This window comes from Streptococcus sp. 544 (assembly GCF_013277385.1).
GTDB lineage: Bacteria > Bacillota > Bacilli > Lactobacillales > Streptococcaceae > Streptococcus > Streptococcus mitis_BA.
In genome coordinates, this window is record NZ_VMMU01000014.1 from 40,745 (window position 1) to 58,273 (window position 17,529).

A 17,529-nucleotide genomic window follows, 5' to 3' on the forward strand; every position below is an offset into this window, starting at 1 on the left:
CCCCTTGTATTCGATTACATAAAGTATTATAATATAATTGTAGGAAAGAAGGTGTTTTTATGTGGAAAAAATATTTTTCAAAATATAAATGGACGGATTTATTTTGGATTTTATTTATCATTTTGACCTGCCTCTTGGCGGGTAATGATACTCTTTTCCCCCTTACCCATCAAGAAATCTCTTATCATGGGTGCTTATTTGGAATTACACTTGCCTTATTTCACTTGCTATTTATTGATAAGTTTGTTATCTCGAATCGAAAATAAAGATTAGAACTATGCTTGACTGCCTACTTTTATGATTGATTTTGGAGGGAAGATTTTGTCTCTGTTATTTATTATTTTAAATTTGTTTATCTTGTACAAGATCTATTCTTTAAGGCGGGAAAAATCGAAATACTTGATTTATACGGCCTATATCATATTTGGGGTAAATGTACTATATGGTATTCAATGGTTATTAAAAGAACTGATTTCAAATATTTCCCCTTAATGTGTATGGAAACTATAACAAAACGCATAAGATTAAGGTTTTTGACCACCTGTTCTTATGCGTTTTCGTAATATTGAAGATTTTCGGTAAGTTTTATACCTTTGGGAAGTATAGTTTATAGTACTTTCCCAACCAGAATCTCTGCTTCAATGGTAATTTCTGTCAGTTGGCTCCAGTCAATCTTGCTCTGGTCGATATGAAAGAGTAGAGGGGTCATGCTGAGTAGGGCTTGGAGCTGTTCTGCTGTGATAGTCTTAGTCAGAGAGGCCGTTTGGTTAGATAGGATGGTAAAGTGTTCCTGGAAATGCTCCTTGATATCTTGATTAGAATAATCCTTGTTTGTCAGCTGGTCTTGTACCTTCTGACGGATTTCCTTGAGATGATTTTCAGTTGGGATAATCTTTATCAAGATACCGTCTTTGGATAAAACGCGACGAAATTCTCCATAGTTGGCAGGTGAGAAGATATCAAGCAGGATATCCATGCTAGCGTCTTTTATAGGAAGACGAGCCAAGTCACCAACGAACCAGTTGACTGCCCAGTTGGGTTCGCTCTTGGCAGCGATTTGGACTGAATCTTTGGAGATGTCAAAGGCATAGAAAGTTTTTTCAGAGTGACTTTCTTGGAGTTTACGAGAGTAGAAACCTTCACCACAACCGATATCTAAAATTGTTTTGGCATTTTTTGAGCTTGAAAGTAAATCAGAGACGACCTCTAGAATAGCTTGGTAAAATCCAGCTTCTAGGATTTGTTGGCGGTTTTGAAAATTTTCCTTGTCGTAGTTAGCAGATTGCTTAATTTGAGGTGCCAGATTGACATAGCCAAATTTAGCCAAGTCAAAAGAATGACGGTTGCAGCACTTGAGACTAGTCTCTACCAGAGTCAGATTTTCTTGGCAGATAGGGCAGGCAAAGGCAGTCGCAGAAGCAAAACGCTGGAGTTTAGGTTTGAGATTTGTATTCATAGTTTAAGTGTATCAAAAGAGGCAAATGAAAGCAACTTTAGGATGATTTGTAATAAAATTAAATAGTAGTATAATTACTTTTCAAAGTGCCAAAATTAAATTGCTTTTATATCTAAATTGTTATATAATAATAGCTAGGAGGAAATAAGTATGTTAAAAGAAGTATTGACCGTCGCAAAAGTTGCGAAAAAATCATCACTCTTTTTAGGTGGAGTTGCATTTGGTACCCTTGGTTTGAAAATCTTGGCAAGTAAGGAAGCTAAAAAAGGTTATTCTAAAGCTTTGGCTAAGGCTTACAAGTTGAAAGACGGGCTAGACGCATCTGTTTCTGTTGTGAAGCAACATGGAGACGATGTCTTGCAAGATGCCAAATATTTGTACGAGCAAGAGAAAAAAGAAGAGCAATTAGATAGCCTTATAGGAGAATAATATGTCTTTTAAAGTGCTACATAGAGGATACCAACATATCCGACTATCATCTTCTTTTTCACTCACCTTGGATATTCAAGACTATCTTCGTTCCTTGGCGAGAGATGAAAAGGGGATTGAGTCTATCCAGTTTTACATGGATCAACAGCACTTTACTCTACGTATAAAAGAAGGCTTTTCTGTATTAGATAATGCAGAAGCCTTTTTAAAAAGAATTGATAAAGGGAATGTTTCTGAGTTGATGACTCTTCCCATTCGTAGAGAAGAGAGTGCTTATTCTATAGTTTCAGGTGCAGCGATTAAGCGTATACTTTTTCGTAGTTTTGTGCCGTATCCTATTCGCTATATATGGACTTGTTATCAGGCTTTTGGTTATATTAGAGAAGCCTATCAAACACTAGCGCGTAAGGAACTAACGATGGAGGTTTTGGACTGTTCGGCGATTTTATTGTCCTTATTTATGAACCAATCCAAGACAGCTAGCAATATCATGTTTATGCTTGATTTGGGGAATCATTTAGATCAGTGGTCCTTGAAAAAAACGGCAACAGATTTAGAACAAAGCCTTCTTGCAAAAGAGAGCGATGTATTTCTAGTACAGGGGGATACGGTCGTTAGTATCAAGAGTTCCGATGTTCAAATAGGAGATGTCTTGGTCCTATCTCAAGGAAATGAAATTCTGTTTGATGGACAAGTAGTTTCAGGTTTAGGTATGGTCAACGAAAGTTCCTTGACGGGAGAGAGTTTTCCAGTTGAAAAAAGAGAGTTTGATTCGGTTTGTGCAAATACAGTATTAGAAACTGGAGAGTTACGCATTCGTGTAACCGATAATCAGATGAACAGCCGGATTTTACAACTGATTGAGTTGATGAAGAAATCTGAAGAAAACAAGAAAACGAAACAACGCTATTTCATCAAGATGGCGGATAAGGTCGTCAAATATAATTTCTTGGGGGCTGGACTGACTTACCTATTAACAGGTTCTTTTTCTAAGGCTATCTCTTTCCTATTGGTCGATTTCTCCTGCGCTTTGAAAATCTCTACTCCTGTAGCTTATTTGACAGCTATCAAGGAGGGGTTGAATCGTGAAATGGTGATTAAGGATGGGGATGTTCTGGAGAAATATCTGGAAGTTGATACTTTCTTGTTTGATAAGACGGGAACAATCACAACTAGTTATCCTATAGTTGAAAAGGTGTTACCTTTTGGGGACTATAGTGAGGAAGATATTCTCAGAATCAGTGCCTGTCTTGAGGAACACATTTATCATCCTATTGCTAATGCCATCGTCAAGCAAGCCGAGATAGAGGGAATTGAACATGAGGAAATGCATGGGAAACTCCAATATATCGCAAGCAAGGGGATTAAATCTCATATAGATGGGCAACCAGTTCTTATTGGGAATTATGTCTTGATGCAGGATGAGCAAATTCATATCAGTTCAGAACAAAATGCTTTAATTGAAGAGTACAAGAGCCACTACAATCTCTTATTCTTGGCTTATCAGAATGAATTGATTGGAATGTTCTGCATTCATACTCCTTTGAGAAAAGAAGCAAAAGCAGCCTTGGAGAAACTTAAGGCACAAGGGAAAAAATTGATTCTGGCAACAGGGGACACCTTGGTTAGAACAGAGGAATTAGTCAAAGATTTGCCCTTTGATCAGGTCTATACAGACTTGAAACCTGATGGGAAATTTGAGTTAGTAGAGGAACTGCAGAAAGCAGGTCACACTATTTTGATGGTTGGGGATGGGTTGAATGACTCAGCTGCTCTAACCCTATCAGATATCGGTGTGGTGATGAATGAGAGTGCAGATATTTCTAAGCAGATGAGTGATATCTTATTGTTAGATAATCGCTTGGATTTCTTCCAAGAGTTGGATTGGCTATCATCATCTTTGCAAACACTCATCAAGAAGAATATTCAAGATACCGTTGTCGTAAATAGTAGTTTGATTGGCTTTGGCTTGTTTAACTGGCTCAGCCCTTCAAATCTTTCTATCTTACATAATCTAACAACCTTACGCATTGTACTGCGTAGCCTGTCTATTAAGGGATAGGTAGGGACTATTCACAGCAAAAAGGAGTTACCTTTCTCGAGGGTAACTCCTTTGTTTATAGGTAAATGTTGAACAGTTTAGTAAGTCAATACAAAGTATTTTTTCTTCCCACGACGGATAACAGTCAGTTCGTTCTCTAACTTATCAGCATCACTCAAGACATAGTCAAGGTCTTGGATGCGGTCGCCGTTGACGTAGATAGCACCGTTTTGAACGTCTTCACGGGCTTGGCGTTTTGAGTTAACCACACCAGATGACACGAGCAGTTCTACGATATTGTGGTTTTCATCTGCTTGAACTTGGTAGTTTGGTACACCCCGAAGTCCTTGTTTGAGTTCTTTAACAGAAAGGTTTTTGATGTTTCCTGCAAAGAGTTGCTCAGTGATGTTGAGGGCTTCTTTGTAAGCTTCTTCGCCATGAACAAGTGTGACGACTTCACGAGCCAAGACTTTTTGAGCCAAGCGTTCGTGTGGAGCTGCTTCAAATTGTTTGCGGATGTCTTCGATCTCATCAAGTGACAAGAAAGTAAAGATTTTCAAGAAGCGAACAGCGTCAGCATCCATGACATTCATCCAGAATTGGTACATTTCGTATGGAGAAGTCTTTTCAGGATTGAGCCAAACTGCGTTTCCTTCTGATTTACCAAATTTCTTACCAGTTGCATCGGTAATCAGTGGAACAGTGATAACGTGACCAGTTTTGTCAGCCTTACGACGAAGTAATTCGGTACCAGCTGTCATATTTCCCCACTGGTCAGAACCACCGATTTGAAGCGTTACGTTGTGGTCTTGGTTAAGGACGAAGAAGTCGTACCCTTGCATGATTTGGTAAGCAAACTCAGTGTAAGAAATTCCTGTTTCGATCCGTTTTTTAACAGATTCCTTACTCATCATGTAGTTGACCGTGAAGTATTTTCCAATGTCACGGAGGAAGTCAATGAAGCTGATGCTGCCAAACCAGTCGTAGTTGTTGACCATGACAGCTTTATTTTCGCCATTTTCAAAGTCAAGAAAACGAGAAAGTTGTCCTTGGATAGACTTGACCCAGCCATTTACTGTGTCTTTTGTTTGGAGACTACGTTCAGCATCTTTGAAGGACGGATCTCCGATGAGACCTGTAGCACCGCCAACGAGCGCATAAGGTTTGTGACCTGCTAGTTGCAAGCGACGACTTGTCAAGATTGCGACAAGGTGGCCTAGGTGAAGGCTGTCAGCAGTTGGATCGTAGCCAGTATAATAAGAAACTTGACCTTCTTCTAGGGCTTTACGCAAAGCTTCTTCATCAGTCGTTTGAAAAATCAAACCACGCTCTTTTAGCTCATCAAAAATGTGCATGTGTCTTTTCTCCTTTTTAAAATTATTGTTTCTACCTATTGTATCACAAACTTGGGCAATAGCCTAGCAGAATAGGGAAGAAAGTGGCTATTTTATTGAAAGTTTCCCTTTTGTGGTATAATAGATAGAGTGAGGAAATCCATGCAAAATCAATTAAATGAATTAAAACGAAAAATGCTGGAATTTTTCCAGCAAAAAAATAAAAAATCAGCTAGACCTGGCAAGAAAGGCTCAAGTGCCGAGAAATCTAAATCCTTAGATAGGCCAGCCATTTTTCCAGCTATTTTACTGAGTATAAAAGCTTTATTTAACTTGCTCTTTGTGCTCGGTTTTCTAGGAGGAATGTTGGGAGCTGGGATTGCTTTGGGGTACGGGGTGGCCTTATTTGACAAGGTTCGGGTGCCTCAGACAGAAGAATTGGTACATCAGGTCAAGGACATCTCTTCTATTTCAGAGATTACCTATGCGGATGGGACGGTGATTGCTTCCATAGAGAGTGATTTGTTGCGCACTTCTATCTCATCTGAGCAAATTTCGGAAAATCTGAAGAAGGCTATCATTGCGACGGAAGATGAACACTTTAAAGAACATAAGGGTGTAGTGCCCAAGGCGGTGATTCGTGCGACCTTGGGGAAATTTGTAGGTTTGGGTTCCTCTAGTGGGGGTTCAACCTTGACCCAGCAACTAATTAAACAGCAGGTGGTTGGGGATGCGCCGACCTTGGCTCGTAAGGCGACAGAGATTGTGGATGCTCTTGCCTTGGAACGCGCCATGAATAAAGATGAGATTTTAACGACTTATCTCAATGTGGCTCCCTTTGGCCGAAATAATAAGGGGCAGAATATTGCAGGAGCTCAGCAGGCAGCTGAGGGAATTTTCGGTGTAGATGCCAGCCAGTTGACTGTTCCTCAAGCAGCATTTTTAGCAGGACTTCCACAGAGTCCCATTACTTACTCTCCTTATGAAAATACTGGAGAGTTGAAGAGTGATGAAGACCTAGAAATTGGCTTAAGACGGGCTAAGGCAGTTCTTTATAGTATGTATCGTACAGGTGCATTAAGCAAGGACGAGTATTCTCAGTACAAGGATTATGACCTTAAACAGGACTTTTTACCATCGGGCACGGTCACAGGAATTTCACGAGACTATTTATACTTTACAACTTTGGCAGAAGCTCAAGAACGTATGTATGACTATCTAGCTCAGAGAGACAATGTCTCCGCTAAGGAGTTGAAAAATGAGGCAACTCAGAAGTTTTATCGCGATTTGGCAGCCAAGGAAATTGAAAATGGTGGTTATAAGATTACTACTACCATAGACCAGAAAATTCATTCTGCTATGCAAAGTGCGGTTGCTGACTATGGCTATCTTTTAGACGATGGAACAGGTCGTGTAGAAGTAGGGAATGTCTTGATGGACAACCAAACAGGTGCTATTCTAGGCTTTGTAGGTGGTCGTAATTATCAAGAAAATCAAAATAATCATGCCTTTGATACCAAACGTTCGCCAGCTTCTACTACCAAGCCCTTGCTGGCCTACGGTATTGCTATTGACCAGGGCTTGATGGGAAGCGAAACGATTCTATCTAACTATCCAACAAATTTTGCTAATGGTAATCCGATTATGTATGCTAATAGCAAGGGAACAGGAATGATGACCTTGGGAGAAGCTCTGAACTATTCATGGAATATTCCTGCTTACTGGACCTATCGTATGCTCCGTGAAAAGGGTGTTGATGTCAAGGGTTATATGGAAAAGATGGGTTACGAGATTCCTGAGTACGGTATTGAGAGCTTGCCAATGGGTGGTGGTATTGAAGTCACAGTTGCCCAGCATACCAATGGCTATCAGACCTTGGCTAATAATGGAGTTTATCATCAGAAGCATGTGATTTCTAAAATTGAAGCAGCAGATGGTAGAGTGGTGTATGAGTATCAGGATAAACCGGTTCAAGTCTATTCAAAAGCTACTGCGACAATTATGCAGGGCTTGTTGCGAGAAGTTCTATCCTCTCGTGTGACAACAACCTTCAAGGCTAACCTGACTTCTTTAAATCCTACTTTAGCTAATGCAGATTGGATTGGGAAGACTGGGACAACCAACCAAGACGAAAATATGTGGCTCATGCTTTCGACACCTAGATTAACCCTAGGTGGCTGGATTGGGCATGATGATAATCATTCATTGTCACGTAGAGCAGGTTATTCCAATAACTCTAATTACATGGCTCATCTGGTAAATGCGATTCAGCAAGCCTCACCAAGCATTTGGGGGAACGAGCGCTTCGCTTTAGATCCTAGTGTCGTAAAATCCGAAGTCTTGAAATCAACAGGTCAAAAACCAGGGAAGGTTTCTGTTGAAGGAAAAGAGGTAGATGTTACAGGTTCGACTGTTACCAGCTATTGGGCTAATAAGACAGGAGCGCCAACGACCAGTTATCGCTTTGCTATTGGTGGAAGTGATGCGGATTATCAGAATGCTTGGTCTAGCATCGTGGGGAGTCTACCAACTCCATCAAGCTCCAGCAGTTCAAGTAGTAGCTCTAGTGATAGCAGTAACTCAAGTACTACACGACCTTCTTCTTCAAGGGCGAGACGATAAGTTCTATAAACTGTGCTAAATGAAGTGGCGAATCAATGGATTGCCACTTTTTTCTTTTTTCCTTTCGTGTTACAATAAAGGTATGAATCAGTATCAGAAAAAGATTGTTAAAGGGACCATTTATTCGCTCCTATCCGGCTTGATATGGGGAATCTGTGGGATTCTAGGAGAGTATTTCTTTACTCATTATCAGGTGTCTTCTGGTTGGATTACCTCTATGCGTCTGACGCTGGCAGGAAGTCTTGTTCTCATTTGGTCTGCGATGCAATTAAAATTGCAAGTGCTAGATATTTGGCGAGATAAGAAAAATTACCTGCCCTTTTTAGCTTATGCTATTTTAGGGATTTTTTCAGTTCAGTATTTTTTCTATCTCTGTGTAGAATACTCAAATGCTGCGACAGCAACTATTTTACAGTTTATCAGTCCTGTCTTTATCCTCTTTTACAATCGCTTAATTTATAAAAAACGAGCGTCGAAAAGTGCTATTTTCTATGTTTTGATTGCTATGCTGGGTGTTGGCTTGATGGCGACAAAAGGCGATCTTTCTCAGTTATCCATGACGCCACTAGCTCTTATAACGGGTTTGCTGAGTGCCATGGGTGTTATGTTTAATGTTATCTTGCCCCAACCTTTTGCTAAGCGTTATGGTTTTGTTCCTACGGTTGGGTGGGGGATGATTTTGGCAGGTTTGTTTAGCAATGTCCTCTCGCCAGTGTATCAGCTTTCCTTTACTCTTGATATTTGGAGTATCTTGATTTGCCTCATTATCGCTTTCTTTGGGACGGCTTTTGCCTTTTTCATCTCCATGAAGGCAGTGTCCTTGGTCTCTCCTTTGGTAGTTTCTGTTATCAGTGCCAGTGAACCTCTCTCCTCTGCTCTCTTGAGTGTTTTGTTTTTAGGATTGGTGGTGGATTGGTCCCTTCTTCTAGCTATGGCCTTGATTATTTTACCTATGATATTTTTGTCTATAGAAGAAGCGAAAGAAAGTAGATAAAAAGTCTTTTCTTAATTCTAAAAGTGTGCTATACTAGAATAGTCAATAAAACACGGGGAGATAGTTGTGAAGATTGTTTTTAGGTTGTATCGGTAGGGGCTTGCTTTTACCGACAGCACGTTTTATCTCACATCCCTAAAAATCATACCTAAAAACAAACAAAAAGGCTTCAAATTTGAGGCCTTTTTTGGTAGAATAGTTATCATTATAAAGAATGAGAGGCCTTTTATGACTGCTACAAAAATGAATGCTCAAGAAATTATCCAATTTATCGCCAATGCTGAAAAGAAAACCAGTGTGAAAGTAACCTTTGATGGACAACTCGCAACTGCTGTACCAAGCTCTGTTGTTAAACTAGGAAATGTCCTATTTGGAGACTGGAAGGACGTGGCTCCGCTTCTTGATGGTTTGGTAGAAAATCAAGACTATGTTGTTGAGCAAGATGCTCGCAATTCTGCAGTTCCCTTGCTAGACAAACGTGAGATTAACGCTCGTATTGAGCCAGGTGCGATTATTCGTGATCAGGTTGAAATTGGTGACAATGCTGTTATCATGATGGGAGCAGTTATCAATATCGGTGCTGAAATCGGTGCAGGAACCATGATTGACATGGGGGCTATCCTTGGTGGCCGCGCTATCGTTGGGAAAAACAGCCACGTTGGTGCAGGTGCTGTTCTTGCAGGTGTGATTGAGCCAGCTAGCGCTGAACCAGTCCGTGTCGGAGACAATGTTCTTATCGGGGCTAATGCAGTGGTTATCGAAGGAGTCCAAATCAGTAGTGGTTCAGTTGTCGCAGCAGGAGCTATTGTTACCCAAGATGTCCCAGAAAACGTGGTGGTAGCAGGTGTTCCAGCTCGTATCATCAAAGAGATTGATGCCCAAACCCAACAAAAAACAGCGTTAGAGGATGCGCTTCGTACCTTGTAATTGTAAAAGTAATAAAGAGGCGGAACCCTTTTTCCAGCCTCTTTCTGCTATATAGGAGGATAGATAGATGTTAGATTTGATTCAGACTAGACGAGATTTGCACCAGATTCCGGAGATTGGCTTGGAGGAGTTCAAGACTCATGCTTATTTGCTGGATCTGATTGAGAAATTGACTGCGGGCAAGGATTTTGTCCAAGTTCGTACTTGGCGGACAGGGATTTTGGTTTATTTGCAGGGAAGTCAGCCAGAGCGTACCATTGGTTGGAGAACAGATATAGACGGTCTGCCTATCGTCGAACAAACAGGCCTTCCTTTCGCCTCTCAACACCAAGATCGTATGCATGCTTGTGGCCATGATTTCCACATGACCATTGCCTTGGGCTGTCTCGAGCGCGCCCTTGAGGAGCAACCAAAGAACAATCTGCTCTTCCTATTTCAGCCTGCTGAAGAAAATGAAGCTGGTGGGATGCTCATGTATGAGGACGGCGCTTTTGGAGACTGGTTGCCAGACCAATTCTATGGTCTTCATGTTCGTCCGGATTTGAAGGTTAGACAGATTGCGACCAATACACACACTCTCTTTGCAGGGACTTGTGAGGTGAAGATTCGTTTCAAAGGAAAAGGGGGACACGCGGCCTTTCCGCATGAAGCCAATGATGCTTTGGTGGCGGCTAGTTACTTTGTGACCCAAGTGCAGTCAGTTGTCAGCCGCAATGTCAACCCAATCGAGGGAGCAGTGGTGACCTTTGGCGTTTTCCAAGCTGGAACAACCAACAATGTCATCACAGACACAGCCTTTTTACATGGAACCATTCGTGCCTTGACACAGGACATGAGCCTCTTGGTGCAAAAAAGGGTCAAAACAGTTGCAGAAGGAGTTGCAGCTGCCTTTGATATGGAAGTCGAAGTCGAACTCAAACAAGGGGGCTACTTGCCTGTTGAGAACCATCCAGTCTTGGCGCGTGAACTGATGGACTTCTTTGAAGAGAAAGACGGAATCGAGTTGATTGATATCGAGCCTGCTATGACAGGTGAGGACTTTGGTTATCTCCTTTCAAAGGTTGATGGCGTTATGTTTTGGCTGGGTATCGATAGTCCCTACGCCCTTCATCACCCTCAGATGAGTCCTAAGGAAGAGGCACTAGCTATTGGGGTGGATGCGGTCTCTAGTTTCTTAAAAAAGAAGGCAGCAGAGTAGAGGAATTATCTATGAAATCGGAATTACGCAAGCAAGTCTTGCAGGACATGAAGGCTATCCCTCGAGAGCAAAAACAGGCTATGGATCAAGCTTTAACCGAGCGATTTTTAAAGCATCCCTTTTACCAAGAAGCCAAGGTCATCGCAACCTATCTCTCTTTTCCTCATGAATTTCAAACGCAGGAACTGATTGAGCAGGCGCTGAAGGACGGCAAGAAGGTTCTGATACCCAAAACTTATCCCAAGGGGCGCATGGACTTTGTGGTATATGATCCACAGCAGTTGGTAAAAACTTCCTTTGGATTACTGGAGCCACAGGGAGATTTGGAAGTGGTGGATGCCTCTCAGATTGATTTGATTCATGTTCCAGGGCTGGCTTTTACGACAAAGGGATATCGAATTGGCTATGGCGGAGGTTATTATGACCGCTATCTGGAATATTTTTCTGGTCATACTTTGAGTACGGTTTATCATTATCAAGTTCAGGACTTTATCCCTGAAAAGCATGATATTCCTGTTCAGGAGGTTCTGATTGATGAAGGAAATCTTTGATAGGCGTTACCCTGTGACGAGTTTCTTCCTCTTAGTGACGGCCTTGGTATTTCTACTAATGTTGGTGACCACAGGTGGAAACTTTTACAGGGCGGATACCTTATTTCAATTTGGAGCCATGTACGGGCCTGTCATTCGTCTCTTTCCTGAGCAGGTTTGGCGTCTCTTCTCTGCCATTTTTGTTCATATTGGGTGGGAGCATTTCATTGTTAATATGCTTTCGCTTTATTATCTTGGTAGGCAGGTAGAGGAAATTTTCGGTCCTAAGCAGTTTTTCTTTCTCTATCTCTTATCAGGAATGATGGGCAATCTCTTTGTTTTTGAGTTTAGTCCCAAATCCTTAGCGGCAGGTGCCTCCACTTCTCTTTATGGTCTATTTGCCGCGATTATCATTCTTCGCTATGCAACTCGCAATCCCTATATCCAACAGCTAGGTCAATCTTATCTGACACTTTTTGTGATTAACATTATTGGAAGTGTTCTGATTCCAGGAATCAGCCTAGCAGGCCATATCGGAGGTGCAGTTGGTGGCGCATTTCTAGCAATTATCTTTCCAGTTCGAGGAGAAAGACGGATGTATAGCGCTAGCCAGAGGTTAGGAGCAGTAGTGTTATTCGTAGGAATCACAGTCTTGCTTCTTTACAGGGGAATGGGATGAAAATTTGTGTAATGAAAAAAGATAAGGAATTTTTTGAACCTTATCTTTTTATGTTATTCTTTTTCAGCTAATTCTTTTCCAAGTTGGATGAGGTAATCTTTCAAGTCATCTTTGACTTGTGGATGTTTGAGGGCGTAGTCAATAGATGTTTTCATAAAGCCAAACTTATCCCCAACGTCGTAACGAGCTCCTGTAAATTCACGGGCGAAAACACGTTGTGTTTTATTAAGGGTATCAATAGCGTCGGTAAGCTGGATTTCATTTCCAGCGCCTGGAGCTTGCTTTTCGAGAATTTCAAAAATTTCTGGTGTGAGAAGATAGCGACCGATAATCGCTAAATCACTTGGAGCATCTTCGGGAGCTGGTTTTTCAACGAAAGTTTCAACACTATAGAGACCATTGATTCCTTCACCTTGAGGAGCAATGACTCCATATAATGAAACGTCTTCGTGTGGTACGGGCATGACAGCAATGGTTGATGCGTGCGTCTTTTCGTAATCATTCATCAATTGTTTTGTCAAAGGAACGGCATTCTCATCTGTGATGTCCATAAGATCATCACCCAGCATAACAACGAAGGGCTCATTACCCACAAAAGCTTTGGCTTGTAAGACAGCATCTCCAAGACCACGAGGGTGAGTTTGGCGGATGAAATGGAGGCGCATACCAGTTGCTTCATCTACCAATTTTAACAGATCTGTTTTACCTTTTTCTTTGAGGTTGTACTCAAGCTCAAAATTTGAATCAAAGTGGTCCTCAATAGAACGTTTTGACTTACCAGTGACAACCAGAATATCTTCAATACCTGATTTGAGAGCTTCTTCCACGATAAACTGGATAGTTGGTTTGTCTACAATTGGCAACATTTCTTTGGCAAGAGCCTTGGTTGCTGGTAAAAATCGAGTTCCTAGTCCAGCGGCAGGAATGACTGCTTTTTTCACTTTCAGTGCCATAAGAATCCTTTCTCTAGAGGGTTAAGACCACTCATTTTCTGCTTTAAATTCATTGTTCATGATGTCGTAAATGGCATCTTTAATATTGGTTCCTTGGTAGATAACTTGGTAAATGGCCTGTGTAATGGGCATATAGACTCCAAGTTCTTGCGCTAGTTCGTAGGCTGCTCGAGTCGTTGAAATTCCTTCAATCACCATGCCCATATTGGCTTCGATATCAGCTAAAGATTCTCCACGACCAAGGGCATCTCCAGCTCTCCAGTTACGAGAGTGGCTGGAGGTTCCTGTTACGATCAAATCTCCCACGCCAGATAAGCCACTATAGGTCAATGGACTGGCCCCGAGTGCTACCCCTAGGCGGGTAATTTCTGCCAATCCTCGAGCGATGATGGCTGCCTTGGCATTGTCACCAAATCCCAGACCATGTAAAGCTCCGGCGCCAACAGCGATAATGTTTTTAAGAGCACCAGCGGTTTCGACCCCGATAACATCCGTATTGGTATAAAGTCGGAAGTAGTGATTACTAAAGAGCTCTTGAACGTATTGAGCTGTTTGTAAATCTTTAGAAGCAGCAGTGATTAAAGTCAGGTCACGCACAATGGTCTCTTCTGCATGACTAGGCCCTGAAACAACGACAATATCACTACGGAGATGTTCAGGAATTTCTTCTTCAAGAATGGTTGATAATCGTTTATGGCTATCGGGTTCTAATCCCTTTGATGCGTGCATGATGATAGCCTTATGGTCTAAGGTTTGTGCAACTTGTTGGGCAACAAGTCGTGTCACTTTTGTTGGGACAACAAACAAAATCGCATCCACATCTTTCAATGTTTCTGCTAAGTCAGTGTAGGCAATGATATTTTCATCTAGGACGACATCTTTAAAGTAGTGCTTATTAGTATGGTGTGTATTAATTTCATTGATTTGCTCGGGAAGATTTCCCCAAATACGTACCTCGTGTCCATTGTCATTTAAGACTTGTGAAAGGGCAGTTCCCCAAGAACCAGGCCCCAAGACGGCGATGGTTTGTTTTTCCATGATTTCCTCCTTGATAGAGTTCTTTCTCTTATTCTATCATATTCTAGGGGATTTTGCACTTGCATTGCTGGGGTATGGTGGCTTTGTGACTTCAAAAATACACAAAAACCGAGACGAAGGGATAAACTCTTAGTCTTTAGTTAAAGTGAGAAGAAATCTGATAGATAGTTTGATTCAATATATGCTATAATAGAGGTAAACAACTCAGGAGGTTCTTGTAGGTTGCGAGAGTTTGGCGAAAAAATTAAAAGATTACGTTTGGCTAAAAAAATCAGTCGTTCAGAATTTTGTGGTGATGAGTCTGAATTAAGTATCCGCCAATTAATTAGAATTGAAAATGGAGAATCCAGACCAACACTAACAAAGTTAAAATATATCGCTGAACGTTTGGGGGTTGAAGATTACAAGTTGATGCCAAGTTATATAGAGTTGGATAAGGAATACCTAGAATTGAAGTATTTCTTGATGAGGACTCCTACATACGAAGATGAAACTATCGCCCAAAAGAAAGAGAGTGTTTTTGATAATATTTTTGAAGAGTATTATGATAGGCTACCTGAGGAAGAAAGATTTATCATAGATGTTTTACAAGCATATGATGACTTTGGTTGGTGGAATGATGATAGCAATTTAGGAATGATTTTACAAGAGTATTTCGATCACATTTTGTTGAAATCAAAATATGAAGTTAACGATATTTTAATCATAAAGCTATTTTTGGTAAGATTAGTACACCAAGATACAATAATAGATGAGATTGAAGTGAATACCTTCTTAGTAATAGCTGATAAAATTTTACAACAAGTTGAGATGTTTGATATTGAATATTCATTTCTAATCAGAGATTCATTACTTTTGTTGTTAGGAATATTTGAAAAAATTGCTAATTACAGTCAATTTGAAGATATTCTTTATAAATTAAATGAAATTACCTCAAAATCATACGACTATCAGAAAAAACCAATTATTCGACTATGGGAGTGGCGCTATGCATTATTTGTAAAAAAAGATTATCCAGTAGTTGAAAATTATTTTCAAGAAGCAAAAATATTTGCTAGAATGATTGATAATCGTCATTTGATAGAACAGCTAGAAAAACAATGGCAACATGACCTCCAGGATTTTTTTAAAAATAAACATTAGAAAATAAAAAAGTGACAAAAATGTCACTAGTTAAAAAGATCGAGAGAAAGTTTTCGAAATCATAAAAACGCATGATATCAGGTGTTTAAAAACTTGATATTATGCGTTTTATCATTTAAAGAGTTATTATGTTTTTCCCTTAGATTGAGTTCGTATCGAGTTCCTTTTTATACTAATTGAGTACTTATTAGTAGATAAGTTGTTGAAATTAGTGACATTTATGACCTTGGAGAATGTGTAACATAGAAGTATAATAATCCTGTAGAAAAAATAAGGAGAGAACATATGTTAGTGCTAGTTGTTGCCATTTTTTGGATTTATAAATAATAAAGATAGAATGGGAAGGTCTATGTTAGAACTAAAAAATATTAGTAAAAGTTACGGACAAGGGACGCTAAAAAATAATGTCTTAAGAGAAATAAATTTTAAGGTAGTTGAAGGAGAATTTGTATCGATAATGGGACCATCAGGTTCGGGCAAATCGACATTTATCAATATTTTGGGACTGATTGATTCTGAATTTGAAGGAGAATATATATTAGACGGAAAAAGTATTGAGAAGTTAAATGAAAATCAACAAGCAAATTACCGTAATCGTGATATTGGATTTGTTTTTCAACAATTTCATCTTATTGATGAATATACTGTTAAAGAAAATATTTTATTATCATTCCTATATTCTGACCAACAGCCAGATATAGAATACATTGATAGTTTATTACAAGACTTAGGACTTATAGATAAGATGAATGAGTACCCAAGTCATTTATCAGGCGGACAGAAGCAACGAGTTGCTTTAATTAGAGCTCTTGCTCATAAACCTAGATTTCTTATAGCAGATGAACCTACAGGTGCATTAGATGAGAAAAATAGGAATGAGATATTGCAAATTCTACAAAATTTGAATCATTCTGGAACGACAATTATTGTAGTAACTCACGATGAGTTTGTTGCCAGTCATTGTAGAACAAGGTATCGAATGAAAAATGGGTATCTAACATCTGAAGGAGAAGGATTACATGAAGTTTAAAAAGCTGTTAATAGATACTCTAAAACTGTTAAAGAGGAATAAAAGACAAAGTATTCTGACATCCTTAGCCATCACAGTGGCAACATTTGTTTTATTAGTAATACTATCAAGTTCTTCCTATACAACTTCTACATTAGGTAATGATTTAAAGATAGAAGAAGACACAGCAACAATGACTTATACTCCTCAGAATATGTTGGATATTAGAGGGTTTACACAGGAAGATAAACAATTGGTTGAGCAAACTATTGGAAAACATGCAAGACTTTCTTCCAGCTCTTATGCCTTGTATGCTGAAACGTATTTTAATGATTCTAAGCAGAATCTTAGTTTTCGAACATTGGGCGATTTGAATAAGAATGGTTTAGTTGTGCCTGCTTTATTAAAAGGAAGAGCATTAGAGGAACTAGATGGAGGTGTCGCTATTAGCGATAAGGCTCTCATGTCATTGACTAGAAAGGAAAATATTGAAACTTTTTTAGGAGAGACTATCAATATATCTGGAAAAGAATATCCAATTCAGGCAATATATTATGGATCAGCTGTTAATGAAAGATTACCTTCTTTATTGGTTACCAATGAAATCAAAGAGTTACTTTTAGGAGGAAGGGAATATTTTGATGAGTTAGTAGTAGAAACTAATCAGTTGGAGAATATTAATAAGGCTTTATCTGCTTTAGATACTTATGGAATATTCCGCAAGGAAGGAACTTATGGATATATAGATAATAGAAGGGTATATGAGGAAACAAAGGCCCAAGCTACTACAATATTAAATTTCATTGCACTTTTATCAAGTATTTCAATTTTTGTAGCTGGTTTTGGGGTTATGAATGCTATGTTGTCTTCTGTTAGCGAACGTAGTAAGGAGATAGCCATTCGTCGAGCTTTGGGAGCTAAAAAATCTGATATTTATCAATCATATATGATGGAGGGGATTCTTTTATCGCTTCTGGGAGCTATAACTGGTATTGGAGTAGCGACATTATTTGTTGTTTTAATGAACATGAGTGGTTTTGTTACGACATTAACTCTGGATCATATTTTGATTACTCTATTCACAACGGGCGTATTTGGAATTGTATTTAGTATTATGCCTGCAATGGTTGCAGCAAATAAAAATGTTATTGAGGGTCTAAGGTAATGATGGATGTG

16 protein-coding genes are annotated in these 17,529 nt (G+C 39.7%); 12 read left to right on the forward strand and 4 right to left on the reverse strand.

What is annotated here, in order from left to right; genetic code table 11:
• Positions 1–59 precede the first annotated feature (59 nt).
• Complete coding sequence (locus HT728_RS10670; RefSeq protein WP_240148998.1) at positions 60–266, forward strand: hypothetical protein; 207 nt, start codon at positions 60–62, stop codon at positions 264–266.
• 341 nt (positions 267–607) lie between these two features.
• On the opposite strand, the gene HT728_RS07095 is transcribed toward HT728_RS10670, so the two are convergent.
• Positions 608–1,456 (reverse strand): putative RNA methyltransferase, encoded by an 849-nt coding sequence (locus HT728_RS07095; RefSeq protein ID WP_164226276.1) that lies wholly within the window; start codon positions 1,454–1,456, stop codon positions 608–610.
• Positions 1,457–1,606: 150 nt separating this feature from the next.
• Between HT728_RS07095 and HT728_RS07100 the strand changes: the two genes are divergently transcribed.
• Together HT728_RS07100 and HT728_RS07105 are read left to right on the forward strand one after the other, a co-directional pair.
• Complete coding sequence (locus HT728_RS07100; RefSeq protein ID WP_000910910.1) at positions 1,607–1,885, forward strand: DUF6110 family protein; 279 nt, start codon at positions 1,607–1,609, stop codon at positions 1,883–1,885.
• Between the two features lies 1 nt (position 1,886).
• Positions 1,887–3,947, forward strand: coding sequence for a heavy metal translocating P-type ATPase (locus HT728_RS07105; RefSeq protein WP_173234507.1), 2,061 nt, complete (start codon positions 1,887–1,889; stop codon positions 3,945–3,947).
• A gap of 77 nt (positions 3,948–4,024) precedes the next feature.
• Here HT728_RS07105 and tyrS read toward each other — a convergent pair whose 3' ends face one another.
• Entirely contained in the window at positions 4,025–5,281 is a 1,257-nt protein-coding gene (tyrS, locus tag HT728_RS07110) for a tyrosine--tRNA ligase (RefSeq protein WP_049494745.1), read from the reverse strand.
• A 141-nt stretch (positions 5,282–5,422) separates the two neighbouring features.
• On the opposite strand from tyrS, the gene pbp1b reads away from it, so the two are divergent.
• The 6 genes from pbp1b (at position 5,423) to HT728_RS07140 (ending at position 12,210) form a co-directional block, all read left to right on the forward strand.
• Positions 5,423–7,882: a penicillin-binding protein PBP1B gene (gene pbp1b, locus HT728_RS07115; protein ID WP_173234509.1), complete on the forward strand. Its 2,460-nt coding sequence runs from the start codon at positions 5,423–5,425 to the stop codon at positions 7,880–7,882.
• Positions 7,883–7,964: 82 nt separating this feature from the next.
• The gene (locus HT728_RS07120; protein ID WP_173234511.1) at positions 7,965–8,876 is read left to right on the forward strand and encodes a DMT family transporter; all 912 of its coding nucleotides are present in this window, start codon (positions 7,965–7,967) and stop codon (positions 8,874–8,876) included.
• Between the two features lie 228 nt (positions 8,877–9,104).
• A complete protein-coding gene (gene dapD / locus HT728_RS07125; protein WP_173234513.1) occupies positions 9,105–9,803 on the forward strand; it encodes a 2,3,4,5-tetrahydropyridine-2,6-dicarboxylate N-acetyltransferase in 699 nt (232 codons plus the stop codon).
• Between the two features lie 67 nt (positions 9,804–9,870).
• Positions 9,871–11,001 carry an N-acetyldiaminopimelate deacetylase gene (locus tag HT728_RS07130; RefSeq protein WP_173234515.1) on the forward strand — a complete coding sequence of 377 codons (1,131 nt, stop codon included), beginning with the start codon at positions 9,871–9,873 and terminating at the stop codon, positions 10,999–11,001.
• A gap of 11 nt (positions 11,002–11,012) precedes the next feature.
• Positions 11,013–11,552, forward strand: a complete 540-nt coding sequence (locus tag HT728_RS07135) for a 5-formyltetrahydrofolate cyclo-ligase (RefSeq protein ID WP_173234517.1) — start codon at positions 11,013–11,015, stop codon at positions 11,550–11,552.
• The gene (locus HT728_RS07140) at positions 11,536–12,210 is read left to right on the forward strand and encodes a rhomboid family intramembrane serine protease (RefSeq protein ID WP_173234519.1); all 675 of its coding nucleotides are present in this window, start codon (positions 11,536–11,538) and stop codon (positions 12,208–12,210) included. The genes HT728_RS07135 and HT728_RS07140 overlap by 17 nt, the downstream gene beginning before the upstream one ends.
• Before the next feature lie 53 nt (positions 12,211–12,263).
• On the opposite strand, the gene galU is transcribed toward HT728_RS07140, so the two are convergent.
• Entirely contained in the window at positions 12,264–13,163 is a 900-nt protein-coding gene (gene galU / locus HT728_RS07145; protein WP_173234521.1) for a UTP--glucose-1-phosphate uridylyltransferase GalU, read from the reverse strand.
• Positions 13,164–13,184: 21 nt separating this feature from the next.
• Positions 13,185–14,201 carry an NAD(P)H-dependent glycerol-3-phosphate dehydrogenase gene (locus tag HT728_RS07150; protein WP_173234523.1) on the reverse strand — a complete coding sequence of 339 codons (1,017 nt, stop codon included), beginning with the start codon at positions 14,199–14,201 and terminating at the stop codon, positions 13,185–13,187.
• Between the two features lie 222 nt (positions 14,202–14,423).
• Between HT728_RS07150 and HT728_RS07155 the strand changes: the two genes are divergently transcribed.
• The 3 genes from HT728_RS07155 (at position 14,424) to HT728_RS07165 (ending at position 17,518) form a co-directional block, all read left to right on the forward strand.
• Positions 14,424–15,344: an XRE family transcriptional regulator gene (locus tag HT728_RS07155; protein ID WP_173234525.1), complete on the forward strand. Its 921-nt coding sequence runs from the start codon at positions 14,424–14,426 to the stop codon at positions 15,342–15,344.
• Between the two features lie 349 nt (positions 15,345–15,693).
• Positions 15,694–16,374, forward strand: a complete 681-nt coding sequence (locus tag HT728_RS07160) for an ABC transporter ATP-binding protein (RefSeq protein ID WP_173234527.1) — start codon at positions 15,694–15,696, stop codon at positions 16,372–16,374.
• On the forward strand, positions 16,364–17,518 hold the full coding sequence (locus HT728_RS07165; protein ID WP_023943969.1) for an FtsX-like permease family protein: 1,155 nt from the start codon (positions 16,364–16,366) through the stop codon (positions 17,516–17,518). The genes HT728_RS07160 and HT728_RS07165 overlap by 11 nt, the downstream gene beginning before the upstream one ends.
• The last annotated feature ends 11 nt before the right edge of the window (positions 17,519–17,529 follow it).